This is a genomic window from Pseudomonas sp. Bc-h (assembly GCF_002080045.1).
Classification (GTDB): Bacteria; Pseudomonadota; Gammaproteobacteria; order Pseudomonadales; family Pseudomonadaceae; genus Aquipseudomonas.
In genome coordinates this window covers 314,104-337,105 of the sequence record NZ_MUIN01000001.1, presented here as the reverse complement: position 1 = coordinate 337,105, position 23,002 = coordinate 314,104, and the positions used below count along the sequence as shown (strand labels likewise).

The 23,002-nt window shown below is 59.8% G+C and carries 20 protein-coding genes; 6 read left to right on the top strand and 14 right to left on the bottom strand.

Features of this window, described 5'->3' with window-relative positions:
* Window positions 1-267 precede the first annotated feature (267 nt).
* The 9 genes from hflC to BWR59_RS01395 form a co-directional block, all read right to left on the bottom strand.
* Window positions 268-1,137: a protease modulator HflC gene (gene hflC, locus BWR59_RS01435; protein ID WP_081563869.1), complete on the bottom strand. Its 870-nt coding sequence runs from the start codon at window positions 1,135-1,137 to the stop codon at window positions 268-270.
* Window positions 1,137-2,315, bottom strand: a complete 1,179-nt coding sequence (hflK, locus tag BWR59_RS01430; RefSeq protein ID WP_081563868.1) for an FtsH protease activity modulator HflK — start codon at window positions 2,313-2,315, stop codon at window positions 1,137-1,139. Before hflK ends, hflC begins: the two co-directional genes overlap by 1 nt.
* A gap of 96 nt (window positions 2,316-2,411) precedes the next feature.
* A complete protein-coding gene (gene hflX / locus BWR59_RS01425; protein WP_081563867.1) occupies window positions 2,412-3,713 on the bottom strand; it encodes a ribosome rescue GTPase HflX in 1,302 nt (433 codons plus the stop codon).
* Window positions 3,714-3,725: 12 nt separating this feature from the next.
* Window positions 3,726-3,986, bottom strand: coding sequence for an RNA chaperone Hfq (gene hfq / locus BWR59_RS01420; RefSeq protein WP_010221594.1), 261 nt, complete (start codon window positions 3,984-3,986; stop codon window positions 3,726-3,728).
* Window positions 3,987-4,076: 90 nt separating this feature from the next.
* The gene (gene miaA, locus BWR59_RS01415; protein ID WP_081563866.1) at window positions 4,077-5,048 is read right to left on the bottom strand and encodes a tRNA (adenosine(37)-N6)-dimethylallyltransferase MiaA; all 972 of its coding nucleotides are present in this window, start codon (window positions 5,046-5,048) and stop codon (window positions 4,077-4,079) included.
* Window positions 5,048-7,036, bottom strand: coding sequence for a DNA mismatch repair endonuclease MutL (mutL, locus tag BWR59_RS01410; RefSeq protein WP_081563865.1), 1,989 nt, complete (start codon window positions 7,034-7,036; stop codon window positions 5,048-5,050). Before mutL ends, miaA begins: the two co-directional genes overlap by 1 nt.
* Window positions 7,033-8,472 (bottom strand): N-acetylmuramoyl-L-alanine amidase, encoded by a 1,440-nt coding sequence (locus BWR59_RS01405; RefSeq protein WP_218191120.1) that lies wholly within the window; start codon window positions 8,470-8,472, stop codon window positions 7,033-7,035. The genes mutL and BWR59_RS01405 overlap by 4 nt, the downstream gene beginning before the upstream one ends.
* 2 nt (window positions 8,473-8,474) lie before the next feature.
* The gene (tsaE, locus tag BWR59_RS01400; protein WP_081563863.1) at window positions 8,475-8,945 is read right to left on the bottom strand and encodes a tRNA (adenosine(37)-N6)-threonylcarbamoyltransferase complex ATPase subunit type 1 TsaE; all 471 of its coding nucleotides are present in this window, start codon (window positions 8,943-8,945) and stop codon (window positions 8,475-8,477) included.
* The gene (locus BWR59_RS01395) at window positions 8,933-10,429 is read right to left on the bottom strand and encodes an NAD(P)H-hydrate dehydratase (protein ID WP_081563862.1); all 1,497 of its coding nucleotides are present in this window, start codon (window positions 10,427-10,429) and stop codon (window positions 8,933-8,935) included. The genes tsaE and BWR59_RS01395 overlap by 13 nt, the downstream gene beginning before the upstream one ends.
* A 63-nt stretch (window positions 10,430-10,492) precedes the next feature.
* Here BWR59_RS01395 and queG point away from each other — a divergent pair, with 63 nt between their 5' ends.
* Window positions 10,493-11,608 (top strand): tRNA epoxyqueuosine(34) reductase QueG, encoded by a 1,116-nt coding sequence (queG, locus tag BWR59_RS01390; RefSeq protein ID WP_081563861.1) that lies wholly within the window; start codon window positions 10,493-10,495, stop codon window positions 11,606-11,608.
* Between the two features lie 92 nt (window positions 11,609-11,700).
* Here queG and BWR59_RS01385 read toward each other — a convergent pair whose 3' ends face one another.
* Complete coding sequence (locus BWR59_RS01385; protein ID WP_081563860.1) at window positions 11,701-12,312, bottom strand: trimeric intracellular cation channel family protein; 612 nt, start codon at window positions 12,310-12,312, stop codon at window positions 11,701-11,703.
* Window positions 12,313-12,407: 95 nt separating this feature from the next.
* On the bottom strand, window positions 12,408-12,944 hold the full coding sequence (gene orn, locus BWR59_RS01380) for an oligoribonuclease (protein ID WP_081563859.1): 537 nt from the start codon (window positions 12,942-12,944) through the stop codon (window positions 12,408-12,410).
* 112 nt (window positions 12,945-13,056) lie between these two features.
* Here orn and rsgA point away from each other — a divergent pair, with 112 nt between their 5' ends.
* Entirely contained in the window at window positions 13,057-14,088 is a 1,032-nt protein-coding gene (gene rsgA / locus BWR59_RS01375; protein ID WP_081563858.1) for a small ribosomal subunit biogenesis GTPase RsgA, read from the top strand.
* Between the two features lie 57 nt (window positions 14,089-14,145).
* Here the strand turns inward: rsgA and motB are convergent, their stop codons facing one another.
* On the bottom strand, window positions 14,146-15,180 hold the full coding sequence (motB, locus tag BWR59_RS01370) for a flagellar motor protein MotB (RefSeq protein WP_081563857.1): 1,035 nt from the start codon (window positions 15,178-15,180) through the stop codon (window positions 14,146-14,148).
* 3 nt (window positions 15,181-15,183) lie between these two features.
* Window positions 15,184-16,035 carry a flagellar motor stator protein MotA gene (gene motA / locus BWR59_RS01365; RefSeq protein ID WP_062379054.1) on the bottom strand — a complete coding sequence of 284 codons (852 nt, stop codon included), beginning with the start codon at window positions 16,033-16,035 and terminating at the stop codon, window positions 15,184-15,186.
* Window positions 16,036-16,246: 211 nt separating this feature from the next.
* Here motA and BWR59_RS01360 point away from each other — a divergent pair, with 211 nt between their 5' ends.
* From BWR59_RS01360 to BWR59_RS01345, 4 genes are all read left to right on the top strand, one after another.
* Window positions 16,247-17,782: an HDOD domain-containing protein gene (locus BWR59_RS01360; protein ID WP_081563856.1), complete on the top strand. Its 1,536-nt coding sequence runs from the start codon at window positions 16,247-16,249 to the stop codon at window positions 17,780-17,782.
* 46 nt (window positions 17,783-17,828) lie between these two features.
* Window positions 17,829-18,644, top strand: a complete 816-nt coding sequence (locus tag BWR59_RS01355; protein ID WP_081563855.1) for a rhodanese-like domain-containing protein — start codon at window positions 17,829-17,831, stop codon at window positions 18,642-18,644.
* Window positions 18,645-18,705: 61 nt separating this feature from the next.
* The gene (gene asd / locus BWR59_RS01350) at window positions 18,706-19,575 is read left to right on the top strand and encodes an archaetidylserine decarboxylase (protein WP_168184435.1); all 870 of its coding nucleotides are present in this window, start codon (window positions 18,706-18,708) and stop codon (window positions 19,573-19,575) included.
* Between the two features lie 279 nt (window positions 19,576-19,854).
* Window positions 19,855-21,642 carry a molecular chaperone gene (locus BWR59_RS01345; RefSeq protein ID WP_081563853.1) on the top strand — a complete coding sequence of 596 codons (1,788 nt, stop codon included), beginning with the start codon at window positions 19,855-19,857 and terminating at the stop codon, window positions 21,640-21,642.
* 106 nt (window positions 21,643-21,748) lie between these two features.
* Here BWR59_RS01345 and serB read toward each other — a convergent pair whose 3' ends face one another.
* A complete protein-coding gene (gene serB, locus BWR59_RS01340; protein WP_081563852.1) occupies window positions 21,749-22,966 on the bottom strand; it encodes a phosphoserine phosphatase SerB in 1,218 nt (405 codons plus the stop codon).
* Window positions 22,967-23,002 lie beyond the last annotated feature (36 nt).

Below are 23,002 nucleotides of genomic sequence, written 5' to 3'. Positions count from 1 at the left end.
GCCAACCCTTGGGCAAGCCTTGAGTGAAGCAGACAGTGTTCTGCGGATACCGGACGGGCCATTTCAACCCAAGCCTTCTGCATCGCAGCTTTGCAAACACTGTCCTCGAAAAAACTGCCGCGCACGAAACACGCCACGGCCAATCAATCGTGTAGACGCAAAAAAGCCGGGAATTTCCCGGCTGCCGCATCATACACACGTTTTGGCGTGCGATCACCCCGCCGGACAGTTTTGCCGCCCGGCGGAGGTCTCAATTGCGGTTGACGATTACGGTTTTGCCTTATTCAGATAGCGGAAGAATTCGCTGCCTGGATCAAGAACCATCACGTCACTTTTGTTGGCGAAGCTTTCACGATAGGCGCGCAGGCTGCGGTAGAACGCATAGAACTCCTGGTCCTGACCGTACGCCTTGGAGTAGATCGCAGCGGCTTGTGCATCACCGTCACCGCGCGCTTCCTCGGACTCACGATAGGCTTCGGCCAGCAACACGCGGCGTTGGCGATCGGCGTCGGCACGGATGCCCTCCGACAGCTCGTTACCCTTGGCGCGATGCTCGCGAGCTTCACGCTCACGCTCGGTGCTCATACGTTCGAACACGCTGCGGTTGACTTCCTTCGGCAGATCGATCGCCTTGACCCGAACATCGATGACTTCGATGCCCAGTTCTTTCTCGGCCATCTTGTTCAACGACGCGGTGATGTCGGCCATCAGTGCGTCACGCTCGCCAGACACAGCTTCGTGCAGGGTGCGCTTGCCGAACTGGTCACGCAGACCGGATTCCAGACGACGGGACAGACGCTCGTCAGCGATTTGCTTGAGGCCGGATGTCGCGGTGTAGAAACGCTCGGCGTCCTTCACCCGCCATTTGGCGTAAGCATCGACCATGACGGCTTTCTTTTCCAGCGTCAGGAAACGCTGAGTCGGCGCATCCAGGGTCAACAGACGACCGTCGAACTTGCGAACCTGGTTCACGTAAGGAACCTTCACATGCAGGCCCGGCGGAACATCGGCCTGAACCACACGACCGAATTGCAGCAGCACTGCACGCTCGGTCTGAGCGACGATGTAGAAGCTGTTCCACGCCACAACGGCCAGCACGACACAAACAATCAGGGCGACCAGAGATTTATTGCTCATCAGCGAGTCTCCCTGGTGCGTGTGTCGCGTTGCTGTTGCATGTCCGCAGCCCGAGAGCCCGGATCGACCACTGTTGCCGCAGCGCCGCTTGCCGACGATGCCGAACCGTTACGACTGCTTTCGATCATTTTGTCCAATGGCAGGTAGAGCAGGTTGTTCTGACCCTTGTCGCCGGTCACGAGCACCTTGCTGGTGTTGCTGAAGACTTCTTGCATGGTATCCAGATACAGACGCTCGCGAGTGACCTCTGGTGCCTTGCGATACTCGGCGACCAGCTTGGTGAAACGATCAGCCTCACCCTTGGCGCGAGAGACCACTTCATCACGGTAACCGTTGGCATCTTCGACGATACGCTGAGCCTGACCGCGCGCTTCCGGAATCACACCGTTGGCGTAGGTTTCGGCCTGGTTACGCGCACGCTGCTCGTCTTCACGGGCACGGATCACGTCATCGAAGGCTTCCTGAACTTCACGCGGCGCCGCAGCGCTCTGCACGTTCACCTGAGTCACGGTGATACCGGTGCGATAGGTATCGAGGAAACGCTGCAGGCGCTCTTTGATTTCGCTGGCCATCAACTCACGACCTTCGGTCAGCACCTGGTCCATTGCTGTCGAACCGACCACATGGCGCAGGGCGCTTTCGGTTGCATGCTGCAGGCTGACTTCAGGCTGATCGACGTTCAGCACGAAATCCTGCAGGTTGGTGATCTTGTACTGCACGGTCAGTGGCACTTCGACAATGTTTTCGTCTTCAGTGAGCATCTGGCCCTGTTTGCTGTACGCACGCTCACGCGTCACGTTCTCGAGGTACTTGCGATCGAATGGCGGGAAATAGATGTTCAGACCCGAGCCAACCGTTTCGTAATACTTGCCGAACCGCAGAACGACAGCTTGCTCCTGCTCGTCGACCACGTAGATCGCGTTGTAGAGCCAGATTGCGAGTAGCACGACCAGACCGATGCCGAGCAGGCCGAAACCGCCGCCCTTACTCGATCCGCCGCCACTGCCGCCGCCATCACCACTGCGTTTCTTGCCACCACCGAACAACCCATTCAGGCTTTCCTGCAGCTTTCGGAAGGCCTCGTCGAGATCCGGTGGCCCCTTGCGGTCGCCGCCCTTGCGCTTACCACCCCAAGGATCCTGATTATTCGAGTTGCCACCCGGCTCATTCCAAGCCATAGCGCTCTCCATCTGATAAAGCAAAGACGCGCCCGCGGCGCGCCGACCAATGCTACAGAATGCCTGTCAAAGCAGCACAACCGCTTTTTCAGGCTTTTATTGCAAAGTGTGTTGCTCGATGAATTCCAGCGGCTGCAGTCCTTCGCGACTCACCAGGCGATTGAATTCAACTCGGGGTAAACGCACAGCCAACAGACTCTGACCTTCTTCGTCATGCTCTTCGCTCTGCACCGCACCCAGTTGGAAAAACTGGGCACGCAGCCGGGCGAAGCGTTGCGACAGACACAAGGTGCCTACGAACAGATCGTTCCCCAACAGCTCGGCGATGGCTTGCTTGAGCAAGTCCAGGCCACGACCGTCACGAGCAGAAACCCAGACCCGCTGCGGCTTGCCATCGGCATCGCGTTGAATCTGAGGCTCGACCCCCTCGAGCAAATCGAGTTTGTTATAGACCTCCAGCATCGGCAAGTCCTGGGCACCAATCTCGCCCAGTACTGCCATTACCTGCTCGATCTGCTCCATGCGATCGGGCTCGTGAGCATCGATCACATGCAGCAGAAGGTCCGAATTGCTCGATTCTTCGAGCGTAGCCCGAAACGCCTCGACCAGCTTGTGCGGCAAATGGCGGATGAACCCCACCGTGTCGGCCAGCACAATCGGCCCCAGATCGTTGAGTTCAAGACGGCGCAGGGTCGGGTCGAGCGTTGCGAACAACTGGTCAGCAGCGTAGACGTCGGAATCGGTCACCGCATTGAAGAGTGTCGATTTACCGGCGTTGGTATAGCCCACGATGGAGACTGTAGGAATGTCAGCGCGGGAACGGCCGCGACGGGCCTGATCACGCTGACTGCGGACTTTCTCGAGACGCCCCTTGATCTGGCGCAGGCGAACCCGCAACAGACGACGGTCCGTTTCCAGCTGAGTTTCACCCGGACCGCGCAGACCGATACCACCGCCCTGACGCTCAAGGTGAGTCCAGCCACGGACCAGGCGAGTGCTCATGTGCTCGAGCTGTGCCAGCTCGACCTGCAACTTGCCTTCATGAGTCCGCGCGCGCTGGGCGAAGATGTCGAGAATCAAACCCGTACGGTCAAGCACGCGACACTCGAAAACTCTCTCGAGGTTGCGTTCCTGACTGGGCGTAAGGATGTGATTGAAAATGACGATATCCGATTTCTCGGCCTTGACCAGATCGCGCAACTCCTCGACCTTGCCGCTGCCTACCAGATATTTGGCCGTTGGCCGATGCCGTGGCACGTTGATGAACGCAACGATATCGGCACCTGCCGAAAGAGCCAGCTCCCGGAACTCCTGCGGATCTTCGCGCGCCTCAGGGTCCTGACCATCCAAATGAACGAGGATTGCCCGCTCACCACCACCGTGGCGCTCAAAGAACAAGGCAGACTCCTATCAGGCGTTACCTGGCTCAGCATCACCCTGTTCGGATTCGGTCGCACTAGGCAGACGAATTGGACGAACTGGAACGACGGTAGAGATAGCGTGCTTGTAAACCATTTGGCTGACAGTGTTCTTCAGCAAAATAACGAACTGGTCGAACGACTCGATCGTGCCTTGCAGCTTGATACCGTTTACCAGATAGATCGAAACCCCAACCTTTTCTTTACGCAAAGTGTTCAGGTAAGGGTCTTGTAGCGAATGCCCTTTTGACATGTGCCGCACTCCTTTAAGGATCAATAGAATAAATTCGAAAACATTGGCTTGGGCCGTTACCCCCCAAGGATAGACGGCTATTGCAAGGACTCAGCTCAATATGGAGGCCGATCCCAGGTATTTCAAGGTGCGTGGCAGATTGTCGCAAGCCAGGCTGTCCAACCAGTGTAAATCTTCCCAGCTTCGCAACCAGGTGAACTGTCTCTTGGCCAGTTGGCGCGTGGCGATGATGCCTCTTTCCTGCATCTCGTCCCGAGTCAGCTTGCCGTCCAGATAGTCCCAGACTTGCCGATACCCTACAGCTCTTATAGACGGTAAATTCGAGTGCAGGTCACCCCTCGAACGTAACGCTACTACTTCTTCTACGAATCCTTCATCAAGCATTTGCCTGAAACGCAGCGCGATTCGATCGTGCAATACCTTGCGATCCGTCGGTGCGATCGCCAGATTTGCGACAGTATAGGGCAATTGATGCCGCCCCGAACCGCCAGCTTGAGCACTTTGCGCACTTTGTTGCTCGCGATGTGCCGTCATGCTCATTCCGCTGACCCGATACACTTCCAGCGCACGAACCAGCCGCTGAGGGTCGTTGGGATGAATGCGCGCCGCGGACACCGGGTCGATACTCGCCAATTCGTCGTGCAGTGCCTGCCAGCCACGACTCGCCGCCTCAGCCTCCAGCTGCGCACGAACTTCAGCGTCGGCGGCCGGCATGTCCGCCAGCCCCTCCAATAGAGCCTTGAAATACAACATGGTGCCACCCACCAGCAGGGGAATTTTTCCCCTCGCGGTGATTTCAGCCATGGCCTCCAGCGCGTCAGTGCGAAAATCCGCGGCGGAATAACTCTGCGACGGGTCCAGAATATTGATCAGCCGGTGCGGATACTTGTCCAAAAGCGCTTTTGAAGGCTTGGCGGTGCCTATGTCCATACCACGATAGACCAGCGCAGAATCTACGCTGATCAACTCACAAGGCAGCACCTTGGTCAGTTCGATGGCCAGATCGGTCTTGCCGGCGGCGGTCGGCCCCATCAGAAAGATGGCCGGGGGAAGAGCACTCATCAGCGACCGCGCAGGAATAGTTTGTCGAGATCGTCCAGACCCAGCTGGGTCCAGGTCGGGCGGCCGTGGTTGCATTGACCGCTGCGCTCCGTGCTTTCCATGTCGCGCAGCAAGCCGTTCATTTCCGGGATCGCCAGACGCCGGTTGGCGCGGATCGCCCCATGACAGGCCATGGTCCCGAGCAACTCGTTCATGTGAGCCTGAACACGGTCGCTGGTGCCGTATTCCATCAAGTCGGCGAGCACATCATGGACCAGACGATTCGCCTCGGCCTGCTTGAGCAGTGCAGGGATCTGCCGGATCGCGAGGCTTTCAGGACCCAGACGCTGCAGCTCGAAACCCAGCTGCTGGAACGCCGCCATGTGCTCTTCGGCGCAGTCGGCCTCGCGCTGACTGACCGCAATCGATTCAGGCACCAGCAGCGGCTGACCACTCAGCCCTTCGCTGGCCATGGCGATCTTCAGACGCTCATACATGATCCGCTCGTGAGCCGCATGCATGTCGACGAGGACCAGGCCGTGAGCGTTCTCGGCGAGAATATAGATGCCTTTGAGCTGCGCCAGCGCGTAGCCCAAAGGCGGCACATCACCCTGTGACTCGGGCAAGGTAGCGCCCGCCGCTGCGTCCGGATTTGCCTGAGCGCCGGGAAGCGGGGCAAAGAACGTGCTGTAGGCCGCTCGCGCCTCCTCCGCTGGCAACACCGATGACGGGCGCGGCGTGTACTGATACTGATAGCCCGCACCGCTGCCGCTCCCGGGGCTTGAGCCCGCAGGCGCAGTCCAGGCTGGGCCTTGCGGGGCTTCGAGCACATTGTTGGCCAGACGCATCTCGCCCTGCGGCCCGAACTCGCCAGCTTCAGGCCCGCTCGGACGCACCAGCGCCGTGACCGAAGTCGTGCCTGCCAGCTGATCTTCTGGACGCACATCGCCCAAGGCGCGGTGCAAGGTGCCGTAAAGGAAGTCATGCACCATGCGCCCGTCACGGAAGCGCACTTCATGCTTGGTCGGGTGAACGTTGACGTCGACCACAGCAGGATCGACCTCGAAGAACAACACGAACGTCGGGTGCCGACCGTTGAACAGCACGTCGCGATAGGCCTGACGCACCGCGTGGGCGACCAGTTTGTCGCGTACCGCACGGCCGTTGACGAAGAAGTATTGCAGGTCTGCCTGACTGCGCGAGAACGTCGGCAACCCTACCCAGCCCCACAGTTTCAGGCCATTGCGCTCAACCTCGATGGGTAACGCCTGCTCAAGAAAACCGGGGCCGCAGACGGCCGAGACACGTCGCGCACGGGCCACATCATCGCGGGCTTCGTGCAGACTGAGAATGGTCTTGCCGTTATGACGCAGGTGAAAGGCCACGTCGAAACGCGCCAGCGCCATGCGCTTGATCACTTCCTGGAGATGATCGAATTCGGTTTTTTCGGCCTTGAGAAATTTACGACGCGCCGGGGTGTTGAAGAACAGATCGCGCACTTCCACCGATGTACCCACCGGGTGTGCGGCAGGCTGAACGCGAGAAGCCATGTCGCGACCTTCGGTTTCAACTTGCCAGGCCTGATCGGCGTCGCGGGTGCGCGATGTCAGGGTCAGGCGAGCTACCGAACTGATCGACGCCAGTGCCTCACCGCGAAAGCCCAGGCTCATGACGCGCTCAAGATCTTCCAGCTCGCGAATCTTGCTGGTGGCGTGCCGCGCCAGGGCCAGCGGCAGATCGTCCGAGGAAATACCCCCGCCATCGTCGCGCACGCGCAACAGCTTGATACCGGCCTGTTCGACGTCGACATCGATACGCCGGGCTCCCGAGTCGAGGCTGTTTTCCAACAGCTCCTTGATCACCGACGCAGGTCGCTCGACAACCTCGCCCGCTGCAATCTGGTTCGCCAGTCTCGGGCTGAGCAACTGGATGCGAGCCGCTTGCGCCGCCAGGCCTTCGACACTCCCATCTGCATCGAAACCTTGCTCATCGAGCAGCAGATCGGTCATGGCTCACCCGCCAGTTCCGCGCTCGGAATCCTCAGCTCCTGGCCGATCTTGAGCTCATCGGAACTCAGTTTATTGGCCGAGCGCAGCGCCTCCATGCTCATGTCGTAGCGCGCCGAGATCATGCTCAGCGATTCACCAGGGCGCACAGTGTGCTCACGCGGTCCCATCGCCAGCTTGCCGTTGTCCCGCAGCCAGGCGATGTATGTACCTTGAGGTGGGTTTTGCTGGAAGAACTGCTTCACACCTGCAGTGATGGAACGCGCCAGCGCTTGCTGGTGGCTGGAGCCCTGAAGCTTGTTGGCTTCTGCCGCATTGGAGATGAACCCGGTTTCTACCAGAATCGACGGGATGTCCGGTGATTTCAACACCATGAAACCTGCCTGCTCGACCCGCGACTTGTGCAGCGAAGTCACACGGCCGATGTTGGTCAATACCTTCTGGCCGACGTTGAGGCTGGAAGTCAGGGACGCTGTCATTGACAGGTCCAACAGAACACCAGCGAGCATGCGGTCCTTGTCGTCCAGGCTCACAGCGCCAGCACCCCCAATGAGGTCGGAACGGTTTTCACTGTCGGCCAGCCAGCGCGCGGTCTCCGAAGTCGCCCCGCGCTCGGACAAGGCAAACACCGACGCGCCGAACGCCGCCGACGACGGCGCAGCATCCGCATGAATGGAAACAAACAGGTCCGCGCCCTTGGCCCGGGCAATTTCAGTGCGCTTACGCAAAGGAATGAAGTAGTCGCCGGTACGGGTCAGTTCGGCGCGATAGCCTTTTTCGGCATTGATCTGGCGCTGCAGCTCCTTGGCGATCGACAGCACCACGTTTTTTTCCTTCTGACCTTGGCCACCCGAGGCGCCAGGGTCTTCGCCACCGTGTCCGGCATCGATCACGACAACGATGTCGCGCTTGCCGTTAGGCACCGGCGTCAGCTTGATTTCCGGCTTCGAAGGGCTGACTGGCACCGCAGGCGTTGCGGGGGCCACCGTTGCAGGCGTGTCGGCCACGGACGGTGGCGGGTTGGCGTCGGCAGCGTTGTCATACAGATCGACCACCAGGCGGTTGCCGTACTGCTGGTTCGGCGCAAGCGTGAAGCTTTTCGGCGTCACGGCCTTTTTCAGGTCGATGACCACACGCAAGTCATCCGGCGTGCGTTGCGCCGAACGCATGGAGGTAATCGGGGTATTGGCAGTAGGAATATTCAGTGAACCGCCCAGGGTCGCGCCATTGATGTCGATGACCAGACGATCCGGAGACTGCAACGTGAAGACGCTGTGCTGAACCGGCCCGGACAGGTCGAAAACCAGCCGGGTGTTATCCGGAGCACGCCATAAGCGGACACTTCGTACCTGTGTAGCGGCCAACGCATCGACAGCCAATGTCGTCAGCAACAGTCCTACTACAGTAACCAGCGCGCGCATGCGCATACCTAACCCCATATCTATTTGAATTCCAAAGCCAAAGCGGCACACCACTTCTCGCCGCGCGAGCTTTTCGGGCTCAGAGTCAGCGCTCGACCTTCCGCGTGGGGCCTAATGGTAATGATCAGGTCCGGCTTTGGCAAAAAGCCTGCACCTAGATCCGGCCACTCGATCAGGCAGAGCGCTTCCCCTTCGAAGTAATCGCGTATGCCTAGGAATTCTAGCTCTTCTGGATCAACAAGTCGGTAAAGATCAAAGTGATACGCGCGATTTCTCCCAATTTCGTAAGGTTCTACGAGGGTGAAAGTCGGGCTTTTCACCGCACCCACGTGGCCAAGGCCACGGATAATGCCTCTCGAGAGGGTCGTCTTCCCCGCGCCGAGATCACCCTGCAAAAAAATAATCCCATTGCTTTCAGTGACTTGGGAAATCCGAGCACCAAAGTTAGTCATGGCTTCTTCACCCATCAGGTGCAGGGTTAACTCAGACACGGTTGTTGCTCCTCCAGAAGCTGACGGATGACAGGAATCAGATCAGCGGCAGCCATGCCGCGCCCAGTAGCTCCACATTTTTCTCCGGCCAAAGCGTGTAACCAAACGCCAAGACAGGCGGCATCGAACGCAGGCATCTTTTGCGCCATCAACGCTCCAATGACGCCGGACAGCACGTCGCCCAATCCCCCCGTCGCCATCGCCGGGTGGCCATGATCGGCCAACGCCAGATCTCCGGCGGGGCTGGCGATCAGGCTGCCGCTGCCTTTCAACACGCATACGGCGTTGTATTTCTTTGCGAGCGCCTTCGCGGCGGCTGGCCGATCGGCCTGTATATCTGTTGTGCTGATGCCCAACAACCGCGCCGCTTCGCCGGGATGCGGGGTGATCACACAATCCTTCGGCAAGCTGACGAATCCTGCGGCCAGCTGATTGAGCGCGTCAGCGTCCCAGATCTGCGGCCTTTGGGCATTGGCGGCGGCGGACAACAGACTGCGCCCCCAACTGTGCTGCCCCAAACCTGGCCCGACCACCAGGACCGTCGCAGGCTCGATCAACCCCATCAACTGATTGGCAGAATGAACACCCGCGCTCATGACTTCCGGAAAGCGCGTCAACGCCGCTGAAACGTGCTCGGGACGAGTCGCGAGGGTCACCATGCCTGCACCACAACGCAGAGTGCTTTCTGTAGATAGCAGCGCTGCGCCGCCAAAACCCAGATCGCCGCCGATCACCAATACGCGCCCGAACATGCCTTTGTGTGCAGTGCGAGGGCGCGGCGACAGCTTCGGCAAATTGAAAGTATCCAGACGCTTGATGGCAACGGGCGTTTGCGCGACCACCGCCGGATCGGCCTGCAAATCATCGAACACCCGTTCGCCCACCAGATCTGGCGCATCGCCAGTGAATAGCCCGATTTTGAGCCCGATAAATGTCACGGTCAGGTCTGCGCGCACCGCCACGCCCAAGGAGCGACCCGTATCGGCGCAGAGACCGGACGGGATATCCACCGCCATAACCGGCACGCCGCTGTCGTTGATGCACTGAATGACAGAGGCATAAGGCTCGCGCACGCCCCCCTTCAGCCCGGTGCCGAGCAGGGCATCGACGATGATGCCGATCAACGGTTGCTGGCTCCACGGTGTTATAGCGACGCCTGCACTACGAGCCTCTTGATACGCAGACTCTGCGTCACCGGTCAAAGCCGAGGTATCGCCCACCGCGGCTACAGCTACCTGCCAGCCCGCCCGTTGTGCCAGCGCCGCGATCAGATAGCCATCACCGGCGTTGTTGCCCCGCCCGGCCAGCACAGTCAGCTCTCGTCCATCAGGCCAGCGCCGACGAAGCGCTCGCCACGCTGCGTGGGCCGCGCGCTGCATCAATTCGAAGCCAGGCGTGCCAGCGGCGATCAGGCGTGCGTCGAGGTCGCGCACTTGCGCAGCGCTATACAGCGCGTCGGGTAATGGGTGTTTGCTGTGCAACATGCGTCTTTGAGCTCCGATGTCTGGCAGAATTATACGCACCTGCGCCCCGGTGTCCTCTTTGCAATGTCCGCGATTACTGTAGATCCATCCACAAGCTCAGCGTCCCTGACCGCCGCCGAGCTAACCGAACTTGCCCAATCGATCAAGGAATGGGGGCGCGAGCTCGGGTTTCAGCAGGTCGGCATCTCGGGACTGGATCTGGCGGAACATGAGCAGCATCTGCAACGCTGGCTCGAAGCCGGGTATCACGGCGAGATGGACTATATGGCAGCCCATGGCAGCAAACGTTCGCATCCCGACGAATTGGTACCGGGAACGCTGCGCGTCGTTTCACTGCGCATGGACTATCTGCCGGGCGATACGCAGATGGCGCAATTACTGGCACAGCCGGAAAAAGCCTACGTTTCGCGGTATGCACTGGGCCGCGACTATCACAAGCTGATCCGCAAGCGCGTGCAGCAACTCGCCGAACGTATTCAGCAGGCGATTGGCCCGTTCGGCTTTCGCGCCTTCGTCGACAGCGCCCCCGTTCTGGAGAAGGCCATCGCCGAACAGGCCGGGCTGGGCTGGATCGGCAAGAACACCCTGGTACTCAATCGCAAAGCCGGCAGTTATTTCTTCTTGAGCGAACTGTTCGTGGACCTGCCTTTGCCAGTTGACGAGGCCCACACCACCGAGCATTGCGGGCGCTGTACGGCCTGTCTGGAGATTTGCCCGACCAACGCGTTCGTCGGCCCCTATGTGCTGGATGCGCGCAAATGCATCTCCTACCTCACCATCGAGCTGAAAACGTCGATCCCGGAAGAGCTGCGTTCGATGATCGGCAATCGGGTGTTCGGCTGCGATGATTGCCAGATCGTGTGCCCGTGGAATCGATTCGCCCGGGCGACCGATCAAAATGATTTCAAACCTCGCCACGGGCTGGACAATGCGCAATTGACCACGCTGTTCCTGTGGGACGAAACCACTTTCCTCAGTAATACCGAAGGTTCGCCCTTGCGGCGTGCCGGTTACGAACGTTGGCTGAGAAATCTGGCGGTGGGGCTGGGCAATGCGCCCTCGACCATACCTGTGATCGAAGCCTTGAAAGCGAGACTCGATCATCCGTCAGAAATGGTGCGCGAACATGTTGAATGGGCGCTGCGTCAGCATTCGAAGGTTCTGGGGCATCACCCATAGCAGTCCGGCTTGCCGGCGGCGACACTTTCAACATCGCCACCGCCGGCAAGCTAGACGGCTAAAGGGTGGTCACCGGAGTTCAAAGCAGGATCTCAATGCCCATCCTTGTAAACGAATTTGGGCATTTCCCAGTGAAACTTGATCGCCAGCAGGCGCAGCAGTAATCCGCCAAACAGCGTGATTAATGTGCCTTGCTCTATCGGCAATCCCGCCCACTGACACAACAGAAAGCACCACGCAGCGGCGAACGACACGCTGGCGTAGAGCTCGCGGCGGAAGATCAGCGGGATGTCGTTACAGAAAATGTCCCGCAAAATGCCACCGAAAACCCCGGTGATGACTCCACTGACCGCCGCGACCATCATACTCAGCCCCATGTCCAGCGCGGTCATGCAGCCGATGACGGTGAACGCCACCAGCCCCAGTGCGTCGAGCACCAGAAACAACGAGCGCAGATGGCGCATCAGCGGTGCGATGAGGATCGTCAGCAAGGCTGCGACACTGGTGAGAATCAGATATTCGGGGTGTTTGACCCACGTCAACGGATAGTGCCCCAGCAGCACGTCACGCACCGAACCGCCACCCAGTGCAGTGATACACGCAATCAGCACTACGCCGAACCAGTCCATGCCGCGACGCCCGGCAGACAGCGCGCCCGTCATGGCCTCGGCGGTAATGGCGATCAGATAGAGCATCAGCAACATGGCGGCAGTCCCTGCGAGAAAGGGGCGCAGTCTAATCATTCGGCCAAGGCACCAAAAGGGGGCGTGAGCAACTCCCCCCTCGACGCCTGAAACCGTCAGACCTTGATGAAGTGCTCGCGATAGAAACGCAGCTCGGCGATGGACTCACGAATGTCGTCCAGCGCCAGGTGAGTGCTGCCCTTCTTGAATTTCAACTCTGGCGACCAGCGTGCAGCCAGCTCCTTGAGCGTGGAGACATCAAGGTTGCGGTAGTGGAAATAGTTTTCCAGGGTCGGCATGCGCTTATAAAGGAAGCGGCGATCCTGGCAGATGCTGTTGCCGCAGATCGGCGAACTGCGTTCCGGAACCCATTGCTTGATAAATTCCAGGGTCATGGCTTCGGCTTCGGCAGTGGAGATCTTGCTCTCGCGCACGCGCTGGGTCAGGCCCGAACCGCCGTGCTGACGCGTGTTCCACTCGTCCATGCCGTTGAGCAGATCGTCGCTTTGGTGTACGGCGATGACCGGGCCCTCAGCCAGCATGTTGAGCTCACTGTCGGTGATGATCGTGGCCATTTCGATGATGACGTCGTTATCGGGGTCCAGACCGGTCATTTCCAGGTCGATCCAGATCAGGTTCTGCTTGTTCTGCATATGTCGGCTCCTCAGCTCAGGCGCGCAGTTTAGCTCAGGCCGTCGTGCTAGACTCCCCCGCGTTTCATCCTTCAGCAGCTTTATGCGTCACAGAACGAGACACTGAACACCCATGGCCAAACGCCAACTCAATCGCCGCCAAAACTGGCGCATCGAAAAGATTCAAGGCGAGCGCGCCGCGCGTGCCGCCAAGCGCGAATCCCAAGCACTGGAAACGCTGGAAGGCGGCGACCTGGGTCCTGAACAGACGGGCCTTGTGATCGCGCACTTTGGCGTGCAGGTGGAAGTCGAGGCGCAGGAAGGCGAACTGAGCGGGCAGGTTTTCCGCTGCCACTTGCGCGCCAACCTGCCCGCGCTGGTCACTGGCGACAAAGTGGTCTGGCGTGCCGGCAATCAGGGCATCGGCGTGATCGTCGCGCAATTGCCACGCACCACCGAGCTATGCCGTCCCGATACGCGCGCCCAGCTCAAACCGGTCGCTGCCAACGTCGATCTGATCGTAATCGTGTTCGCGCCGATGCCTGAGCCTCACGCCAACTTGATCGACCGTTACCTGGTGGCCGCCGAGCACGCGGGAATTCGTCCTCTTTTGCTGCTGAACAAGTTCGACCTCATCGACGAGCAGAACGCCCCTGCCCTGAACGCATTGCTGGCGGTCTACCGGACGCTGGGTTACCCGGTGCTGGAAGTGTCGGCGCACCACGGCAACGGCATGCAAGACCTGCAGGACCAACTCGACGGCCACATCAGTGTGTTCGTCGGCCAGTCGGGCGTCGGCAAGTCGTCGCTGGTCAACAGCCTGCTGCCGGAAGTGGGAACTCGCGTCGGGCCATTGTCGGAGTATTCCGGGCAGGGCACGCACACCACGACTACCGCCCGCTTGTTCCACTTCCCTCGTGGTGGCGATCTGATCGACTCCCCGGGGATTCGCGAATTCGGCCTGGGCCATGTCAGCCGCGCCGACGTCGAAGCAGGCTTCATCGAATTCAACGACCTGCTCGGCCGCTGCCGCTTCCGCGACTGCAAACATGACCGCGAGCCAGGCTGCGCACTGCTCAAGGCTTTGGAAGATGGCCGCGTGCAGCAACAGCGGATGAACAGCTATCGCTCGATCATCGCGAGTTTGCCGGAGAGCAGTTACTAAAACCTGCCGGACACAAAAACGCCGCGATCATCGCGGCGTTTTTGTCAGAACCCTGTATCAGTTCTTGGTCTCGTCGATCTTTATCTGCCCATCGAAGATGTTCAGCTTCTGCCGAATCTCGTGGGGCTGGGCGTAGGTCTGTGCATCGACTGCTGGAGCAGCGGTCGATGCACCTGGCTTGCCTGATGGGGCAGCTGGTATGGCCGGAGCAGGCGCCGCATCGGATTTCGGTGCTTCACCGGCATTCTGGTCACCTTCGATACGGTTCTGGGCCTTTTTGGTCAGGACCACGATATCGATACGGCGGTTGATCGGGTTGTCCGGGTGCTCCTTGTCGTACAGCGAAGACGAGGCGTAACCCACGACACGAGCCACTTGTGGGTCAGGATAGCCACCGGCAATCAGAGCTCGACGCGCAGCATTGGCACGGCCAGCCGACAGTTCCCAGTTACCGAAGCCGTTGTTGCCCACATAAGGCGTTGCGTCAGTGTGACCACTGATGCTGACTTTATTCGGGACCGCTTTGATGGTGTCAGCCATCGCCAGCAGGATGTCTTCGAAGTACGGCTTCAGACGGGCGCTGCCGATGTCGAACATCGGGCGGTTCTCGGCATCCATGATCTGGATCCGCAGGCCGTCCTGTGTGATCTCGAACAGAATCTGGTCCTTGAACTTCGCCAGTTGCGGGTTCTCGTTGACCTTGGTCTGGAGTTCTTGCAGCAGCATTTCCAGACGTTCCTGCTCGACCTGTTCCGCCGCCGCGTCCTGCTTGTCGGCGTCCACGGGCACCTTGTCCGGCGCAGGGGTGGATTTCACTTCAGGGTTGAGCGTCTGGTCCGGGGACATCTCAGGCGAGCCGCCCAGGTCAATCACATAGGGCGAGCCGCTGTCGGAGAAGCCGACGGGGTCCTTGAAGTAACCCGCGATAGCGATCAACTGCTCAGGCGTGGCCGAAGACATCAGCCACAGCACCAGGAAGAACGCCATCATCGCCGTCGCGAAGTCGGCGAATGCGATCTTCCAGGCGCCGCCGTGGTGTCCCCCGCCGAAGCGCTTTACGCGCTTGACGATAATTGGCTGATTATTTTCCATGGATCAACGACCGCGAACAGCTTGTTCCAGCTCGCTGAAGCTGGGGCGGTGTGCCGGATAGAGAACCTTGCGACCGAACTCCACGGCCAGCGAAGGCGGCACGCCCGAAGCCGAAGCCACGAGAGAGGCCTTGATCGCTTCGAAGACGTTCATTTCTTCCTTGGCATCGTGAGCCAGGGAGGTCGCCAGCGGGCCGAAGAAGCCATAGGCCGCGAGAATACCGAAGAAGGTACCGACCAGCGCCGCACCTACGTGCATGCCGATCGCCGCCTTGTCACCGGAGCCCAGCGACGCCATGGTCACCACGATACCCAGTACCGCCGCGACGATACCGAAACCCGGCATACCGTCGGCCACACCGGTGACTGCGTGAGACGGGTGCTCGAGCTCTTCCTTCATGCTCAGCAGCTCCATGTCGAACAGCCCTTCAAGCTCGTGGGGAGCCATGTTGCCGGACGACATGATGCGCAGGTAGTCGCAGATGAAGGCGATCATTCTGGTGTCTTTGAGAATGCTCGGGTATTTGGCGAAGATCGGGCTGTTCTCAGGCTCTTCGATATCGCCTTCAATGGCCATCATGCCTTCGCGACGGCTTTTGTTGAGGATCTCGTATATCAGCCCGAGCACTTCGAGGTAGAAAGCATGAGTGAAGCGCGAACTGAACATCTTCAAGGATTTCTTGATGACGTGCATGGTCATGTAGCCCGGGTTCGCCTGCAAAAATGCACCGAACGCGGCACCGCCGATGATCAGGACCTCGAAAGGCTGGATCAACGCAGCGATTTGACCATGAGAAAGTACGTAGCCGCCGAGGACGCTCGCGAAAACGACGATGATGCCGATAATTTTTGCCATAGATAAAGATTTCTTACTGAGTCGGGTTCATGGTCATTGTGCGAGAAGCGTTCAAAACTCTTGTTCTCCTTATCGGCACGAGTGCGCCAGACTATAGTCAAAACAGGCGAAAATCCTGTCTGGCGTCTGGCTCGGGCGCGACAGCGAGAGGGCCAGCATGATGCCACTATTCGACGCCGATCTAAACCTCCCAGCCGTACGGGTCTTGTGAATGCATTCTGATAAAGCCTCGCCGCTCCCTGTTCCGCAGACACTCGACACCTGGATCAAGCAACTGGATGGCATCGCCTTGCCGGTGCCTGCCGCTGCCCACGCCAAGGTGCATGCCGCACTCAATGACAGTCGCCGGTCGCTGCGCGACATCGCCGATCTGATGCAGGACAGCCCTGCGCTGGTGCTCAGCGTTTTGCGTGAAGCGAACGTGCACAGCGGCGGCCTGGCAGAGCCTGCGGAAAGTCTGGAGGTGGCGCTGAACCGACTCGGCCTGGCCCGCACCGGCACCTTGCTCGCGCGACTGCCCAGCGTGGACCTGCAGGAGATTCCGGTTGCCCTGCGCCAACTGCAACTGATCAGCCAGCATGCCACGCAACAGGCCTACGGCTTGTTCGCCAACCAGCTCGCCCGCCTGTGGCAGGACATTCATCTGGGCAGTTTGCTGTTTCTGGCGCCGCTGTGGCCCATGGCATTGGCACATCCCAAACTGCTGGAAGAGTGGGAGTTGCGGGTTATCCATAAGGGCGAATCGGCGAAAGTCGTCGAGAAGTCTCTGTTTGGCGTGCGTCTTCTGCGGCTGTGTCAGGCCCTGGCGAACCATTGGCGACTGCCGATCTGGGTGACGCAGGGCTACAACTTGCTGATCAATGAGCAGCGCAATCTCGTCAAAGTGCTGCGCATCGCTCACGAAAATCCCGACCCGCTGAAACAACAGCAGCTATTGGATGCGGACCTGCCATTGCAGCGTTGGCTCAATCAGCCGGCCAACACCATTTTGCTGGCGAACGGGTTGGCACTGTCCGCACACCAGGCCTGGGACACCCCGCACAATCTGCGCTGGCAATTGCTGACCAGTCTTTATCTGCAACAACCGCTGATGGACCTGCAACAACAAGTGCATCAGAACGCAGCGGCGAGCGGACGACAGCACGCAGCGCCGGGAGTCTGGCACCCCGCCGAAGCGTTGCTCTGGCCGTGGGATACGCGCCGCGTTCACAAAGGTCTGCTGCCCGCGCCCCCGCCTTCGGCCGACGCATTGCAGGTCTGGCGCAAACACTGCGGCGACTTGCTCAAGGAGCCGAGCGCCTTTACCAATGCCATGCACCTGACCACCTGCGCTCGCGACGCTTTGCTGGCGTCGGGCATGCAACGGGTGATGCTGCTGATGATCGACCGCAAGAGCGACAGCCTGCGGGTTCATCAGATGGGCGGGCTGGATAAGTCCGCCGCCACGCTGTTGATCCCCTACAAGGAAAGCACTGTGCTGCAGCGATTGCTGGCACAGGCCACTCAATTGCGTCTGACGCCCGGCAACAATGCGCAGTTTTCGGCGCTATTACCGGCACAGCTGCGCGGACTGTTTGCGGGGGAAAACCTGCTGATCCGCTCGCTGGCCAGCAACGGCCGGGTGGTCATGCTGGTGGTGGCAGATCAGGGCGGCGGCCCGTTTTCGGAAGTCACCGTGCAGGCATTCGGCAAAACCGGGCAATGCATCGAGAAGGCGCTGACCACCTTTAGCCATCGCAATGGCTGACGGCTGAGCTACAATTCGCCTCTTTTCGATGATCTGGAGACCTTACATGTCTGCCTTCTCAAGCTTGCCGCTGGTGATCGAGCCCGCAGAACTGCAGGCACGCCTCGGCGCTTCAGAACTGATCCTGGTCGACCTGACCAGCGCTGCGCGTTACGACGCGGGCCACATCCCCGGCGCCCGTTTCGTCGACCCCAAACGCACCCAACTCGGTCAGCCACCCGCTCCCGGGCTGCTGCCAAGCAAGGCGCAGCTGGAGGTATTGTTTGGCGAGCTGGGCCACAACCCCAACGCGGTCTATGTGGTGTACGACGATGAAGGGGGTGGCTGGGCCGGTCGCTTTATCTGGCTGCTGGATGTCGTCGGACATTCGAAATATCACTATCTGGACGGCGGCCTGCTGTCCTGGCAAGCCGAAGGCCTGCCGATGTCCACCGAAGTGCCCGCGCCGGTTGGCGGGCCAGTGCCACTGACCTTGCACGACGAACCTACCGCCACACGCGAATACCTGCAAAGCCGCCTGGGCGCTGTAGATCTGGCGATCTGGGATGCTCGCGGCCCTACCGAGTACTCCGGTGAGAAGCTGGTCGCTGCCCGAGGCGGACACATCCCTGGCGCGGTGAACTTCGAATGGACCGCCGGCATGGATCAGGCACGCAACCTGCGCATCCGAACCGATATGCCGCAGATTCTTGAGAGCCTGGGCATTACCCCAGACAAAGAAGTCATCACCCATTGTCAGACTCACCATCGCTCCGGTTTTACCTACCTGGTGGCCAAAGCGCTGGGCTACCCGCGAATCAAGGGCTATGCCGGCTCGTGGGGCGAATGGGGTAATCACCCGGATACACCGATCGAAAAATAACGCGGCGCACTTGCGACGCAACCGGCTTCATGTGTACAGCCCTTTTTAAAACGCTTTAGGAATCTTGATGAAACAGCGTCTGTTTATTCTTTTCCAATACCTGCTTCCCCATCACCTGCTGTCACGTCTGGCCGGCTGCGTCGCCGAATGCCGCGTGCGCTGGTTCAAGAACGCCTTCACTCAATGGTTCGTGCGCCGCTACCAGGTCGACATGTCTCAGGCGTTGGTGGAAGACTTCACCGCCTACCCGCACTTCAACGATTTCTTCACCCGCGCGCTGAAACCCGGCGCGCGTCCTCTGGATGAAACGCCAGGCGCGATCCTCTGCCCTGCCGATGGCGCAGTGAGCCAGTTGGGTCCTATCGAGCACGGTCGTATCTTTCAGGCCAAAGGCCACAGCTACAGCGCGCTTGAACTGCTGGGTGGCGATGCGCGTCTGTCGGCGCCGTTCATGGGCGGTGAGTTCGCCACGATTTACCTGTCGCCCAAGGATTACCACCGTGTTCACATGCCGCTGGCAGGCAGGCTGCGCGAGATGGTTTACGTGCCGGGTCGCCTGTTCTCGGTCAACCAGACCACTGCCGAAAATGTCCCTGAGCTGTTTGCCCGCAACGAGCGCGTCGTCTGCCTGTTCGACACCGAGCGTGGGCCGATGGCCGTTGTGCTGGTAGGCGCGATGATCGTCGCCTCCATCGAAACCGTCTGGGCCGGCCTGGTTACGCCACCAAAACGTGAGTTGAAAGCCTTCAGCTATGACGAGGCGGCACGAGCGCCGATCCATCTGGAAAAAGGCGCCGAACTAGGACGCTTCAAACTGGGCTCGACCGCCATCGTGCTGTTCGGGCCGAATCAGGTTAAATGGGCTGAGCAACTGGCGGCTGGCTCGCCAACGCAAATGGGCCAACTGCTGGCGACGCCAACACAGGCCTGATTTTTGCCTGAAAAACTCTGAAACGTTTTTTTGGCGGGCGCCCATCGCCGATGCAGCCCGCCCCTGACCGTCATAATCGCGAAGTATCAAAGTGGACACAGTGTCACTTTGATATTAAAGGCTGCGACAGAGAACTGATGCTGCTAAAGTCGCTCATCGGTGTTGTAGGAAACTTCGCTTTCAATTGACGTAAACTTGCTCGTTTCACTCGGCCACGTGCCACTGCAACGCAGTTTCATGCAGCCATCCGAGCCAGTAGTTGTTGGAGTTTGCTGTCACATGAGTCATTTAAGCCTCCCACTGTTGTTGCGCGCACCTGTGCCGACGCAGTCGAGCCTGTCGTTCTGTGACGCGACGCCCAAGGACATGAAGCGCTGGATTTCCACGCTGCCCAAAGCCAACCTCGGCGAAATGGCCCGTCAGCTGTACCAGGGCCTTGGTGAACTCAACCAACTGCTCACTCCTAGCGACAACCGCATGCAACTGCTGGAGTTGTTGCGCCCGGAAATCTCTTTCGTGTGCAAGCATCTGGAGCGGCACTTCCTCAATCAATCGGTGGTACTGGAGGAGCGCCCGCGCAAGGTCGCCAACCTGTGCCAAGCCCTGCAGAACCATCTAGCGATCGGCTATAAACAGATCATCGCCCGGGTGGCTCCAAGACTCAGCCGGGATCGCACCACGCTGCTCACCACCGCCCTGCAACGCGCCCTGCATTGCCTGAATGGCCCGCTGATTCGGGCCAACCAGCTTTACTGCCCGGTGCAGGACGGCTTGTGGCTGGAACTGCACCAGATCTATCAGATCGCTCGCCAACTTCAGCTGCACAGCATTCCGGTTGCCGACAGCCAGGCCCACCACACTCGCACGCTGACGGTGGAGCAGACCTACCTTGTCGCACTGTTGATGGGCTGTGCGCGCTGCAACCAGATGCGTCAGCACAACATCGGCAAGCTGGCGGACGCACTGGATGCCTGGAGTGCGATGGTCACGCTGCAACAGCCGCTGGACGACAACAGCCTGTACGCCGTCGCCCCCAGCACCGATACCGCACCGCGTTACACCTCGCTGTACGCCGAGGACAAACGGACCAACCTGCTCGGCATCAACCCTCGAGCGCTGTCTGCCGCCCTGCAGCGTTACATTGAATTGCCCATCGAGCAGCGCTCGCAGTCTTACCTGCATGTACCGCCAGGCCTGTCGATCGATGTGCTGCAACATCTCGCAGCAGCCTGGGGTGATGTTTCGGAACGCGCATTCCAGCGCACACCGGGCCAAGGCACCCTGACGGTCTGCGTCGGCATGAGCGCCTTGCATTATTTCGTCGGCGGCCATAAATCCTTCAGCGAATTGCTGCTGGTGCCCTCAGTGACAGTCAGCAAGGTCGCCGAATACACCTTGCAACCGCTGGAGCCAGCCAAGCACGACCCTTGGGCGCAAGCGATGGACGTTCAGCGCAGCGGCACGTCGACCACTATGTTGCCGTTCGAAGAAATCGAGTATCAGCGGGATGAAGCAGACGGCGGCGCGGCGGCATCCGATGGCCAGAAGAGCTTCCCGACCTACGGTCTGCACATCGTCAATCACAGTCCGGGCGGGTATTGCCTGGCCTGGCCCAAAGACGTGCCTGACCAATTGCAGGCCGGTGAGATGATTGGCATCCAGGACCACGGTCATGGCTGGAGTATCGCGGTCGTGCGCTGGGTGCGTCAGGTACGCAGCGGCGGGACGCAGATGGGTGTCGAGCTGATCGCACCTTTCGCTCAGGCCTGCGGCATGCAGTTGCTGCGCGCAGAACAGAGCAGCCAGTACTTGCGGGCGTTGCTGTTACCGGAAGTGCGGGCGATTGATGTGCCGGCGACGGTGGTCGCTCCTCGCCTCCCGTTCGAGGATGGTAGCAAGGTGATGATCAACACCAGCGGCGATGAGCGGCGGGCCACTTTGAAAAATCGCAAAGCGACGACTGGCAGTTATAACCAGTTCGAGTATCAGATTCTGGAAGGACCGAAGACAGCCGCGCCACAAGCGGGTCCAGAGCAGGAATTCGATTCGTTGTGGACGGTGCTTTAAGGCCTCGACTCTGTTGACTCAATCTGTAGCAGCACGGGCTGCCGGCGGTCGCGTCTTCAGAATCGCTACCGCCGGTAAGCCGTGCTGCTGTCGGCATAAACCGCCCTTACGCGCCGCGCCCTTCCCGGTCCCGGAAGCCCAGCAGGTACAGCACGCCATCGAGCCCAAGCGTCGAAATCGCCTGTTTCGCGGACTGTTTGACCAGCGGCTTGGCGCGGAAAGCAACGCCCAAACCTGCAATCGCCAGCATCGGCAGGTCATTCGCGCCATCGCCGACCGCGATGGTCTGCTCCAGGCTCAACCCTTCCTTGCTCGCCAGCTCACGCAGCAGATCGGCCTTGCGCTGGGCATCGACGATCGGCTCGACCGCAACACCTGTGCACTTGCCGTCGACCACTTCCAGCTCGTTGGCAAAGATGTAGTCGATCCCCAGCTTCGCCTGCAGTTGACGTGCGAAATAAGTGAAGCCGCCTGACAGGATCGCCGTCTTGTAGCCCAGTCGCTTGAGCTCGGCGAACAGCGTTTCCGCACCTTCGGTCAGACGCAGAGAAGCACCGATTTCGTCCAGCACCTTGATGTCCAGGCCCTTGAGCAGCGCCAAACGTTCCTTGAAGCTGGCTCGGAAGTCCAGCTCGCCGCGCATCGCGCGCTCGGTGATTTCCGAAACCCGATCACCCACGCCATGAGCCTTGGCCAGTTCGTCGATGACCTCGGCTTCGATCAGGGTCGAGTCCATGTCGAACACCGCCAGCCGGCGGTTGCGACGGAACAGTGAATCTTGCTGGAACGCGATATCGACGTTCAGCTCCTGCGCGACATGCAGGAACTCGGCGCGCATCTGCTGAGCGTCAGCAGGCTCTCCGCGCACGGAGAACTCGATGCAGCCCTTGCCTTTGCCGCTTGGCAGGTCCAGCGGCATGCGCCCTGACAGACGGTCGATGCGATCAATGTTCAAGCCGTATTTGGCGGTTATCGAACTCACCGTCTGCAGTTGCTCGGCCGTGACCTTGCGTGTCAGCAGCGTCACGATGTGCCGATCCTTGCCCTGATCGTCAACCCAATGCTGGTAATCGTCTTCGCTGACATGGGTGAACAGCACCTGCTGACCCAGTTCATCGACTTTCAGCTGCACCTGATCCAGCACAATCGAGCCATTTTCGGTGTCCGGAATCTGTACCAGAATGCCGAACGACAGTGTGTCGTGGATCACGGCCTGACCGATATCCAGAACATCGACGCCGCCTTGGGCCAGTACGCCGGTAATGGCCGCAGTGAGACCCGGACGATCTTCGCCGGTGATGTTTATCAGGACAATTTCGCGCAAGGCGCACCCCCGCAGTGGAAAAAAACCGCATTCTAC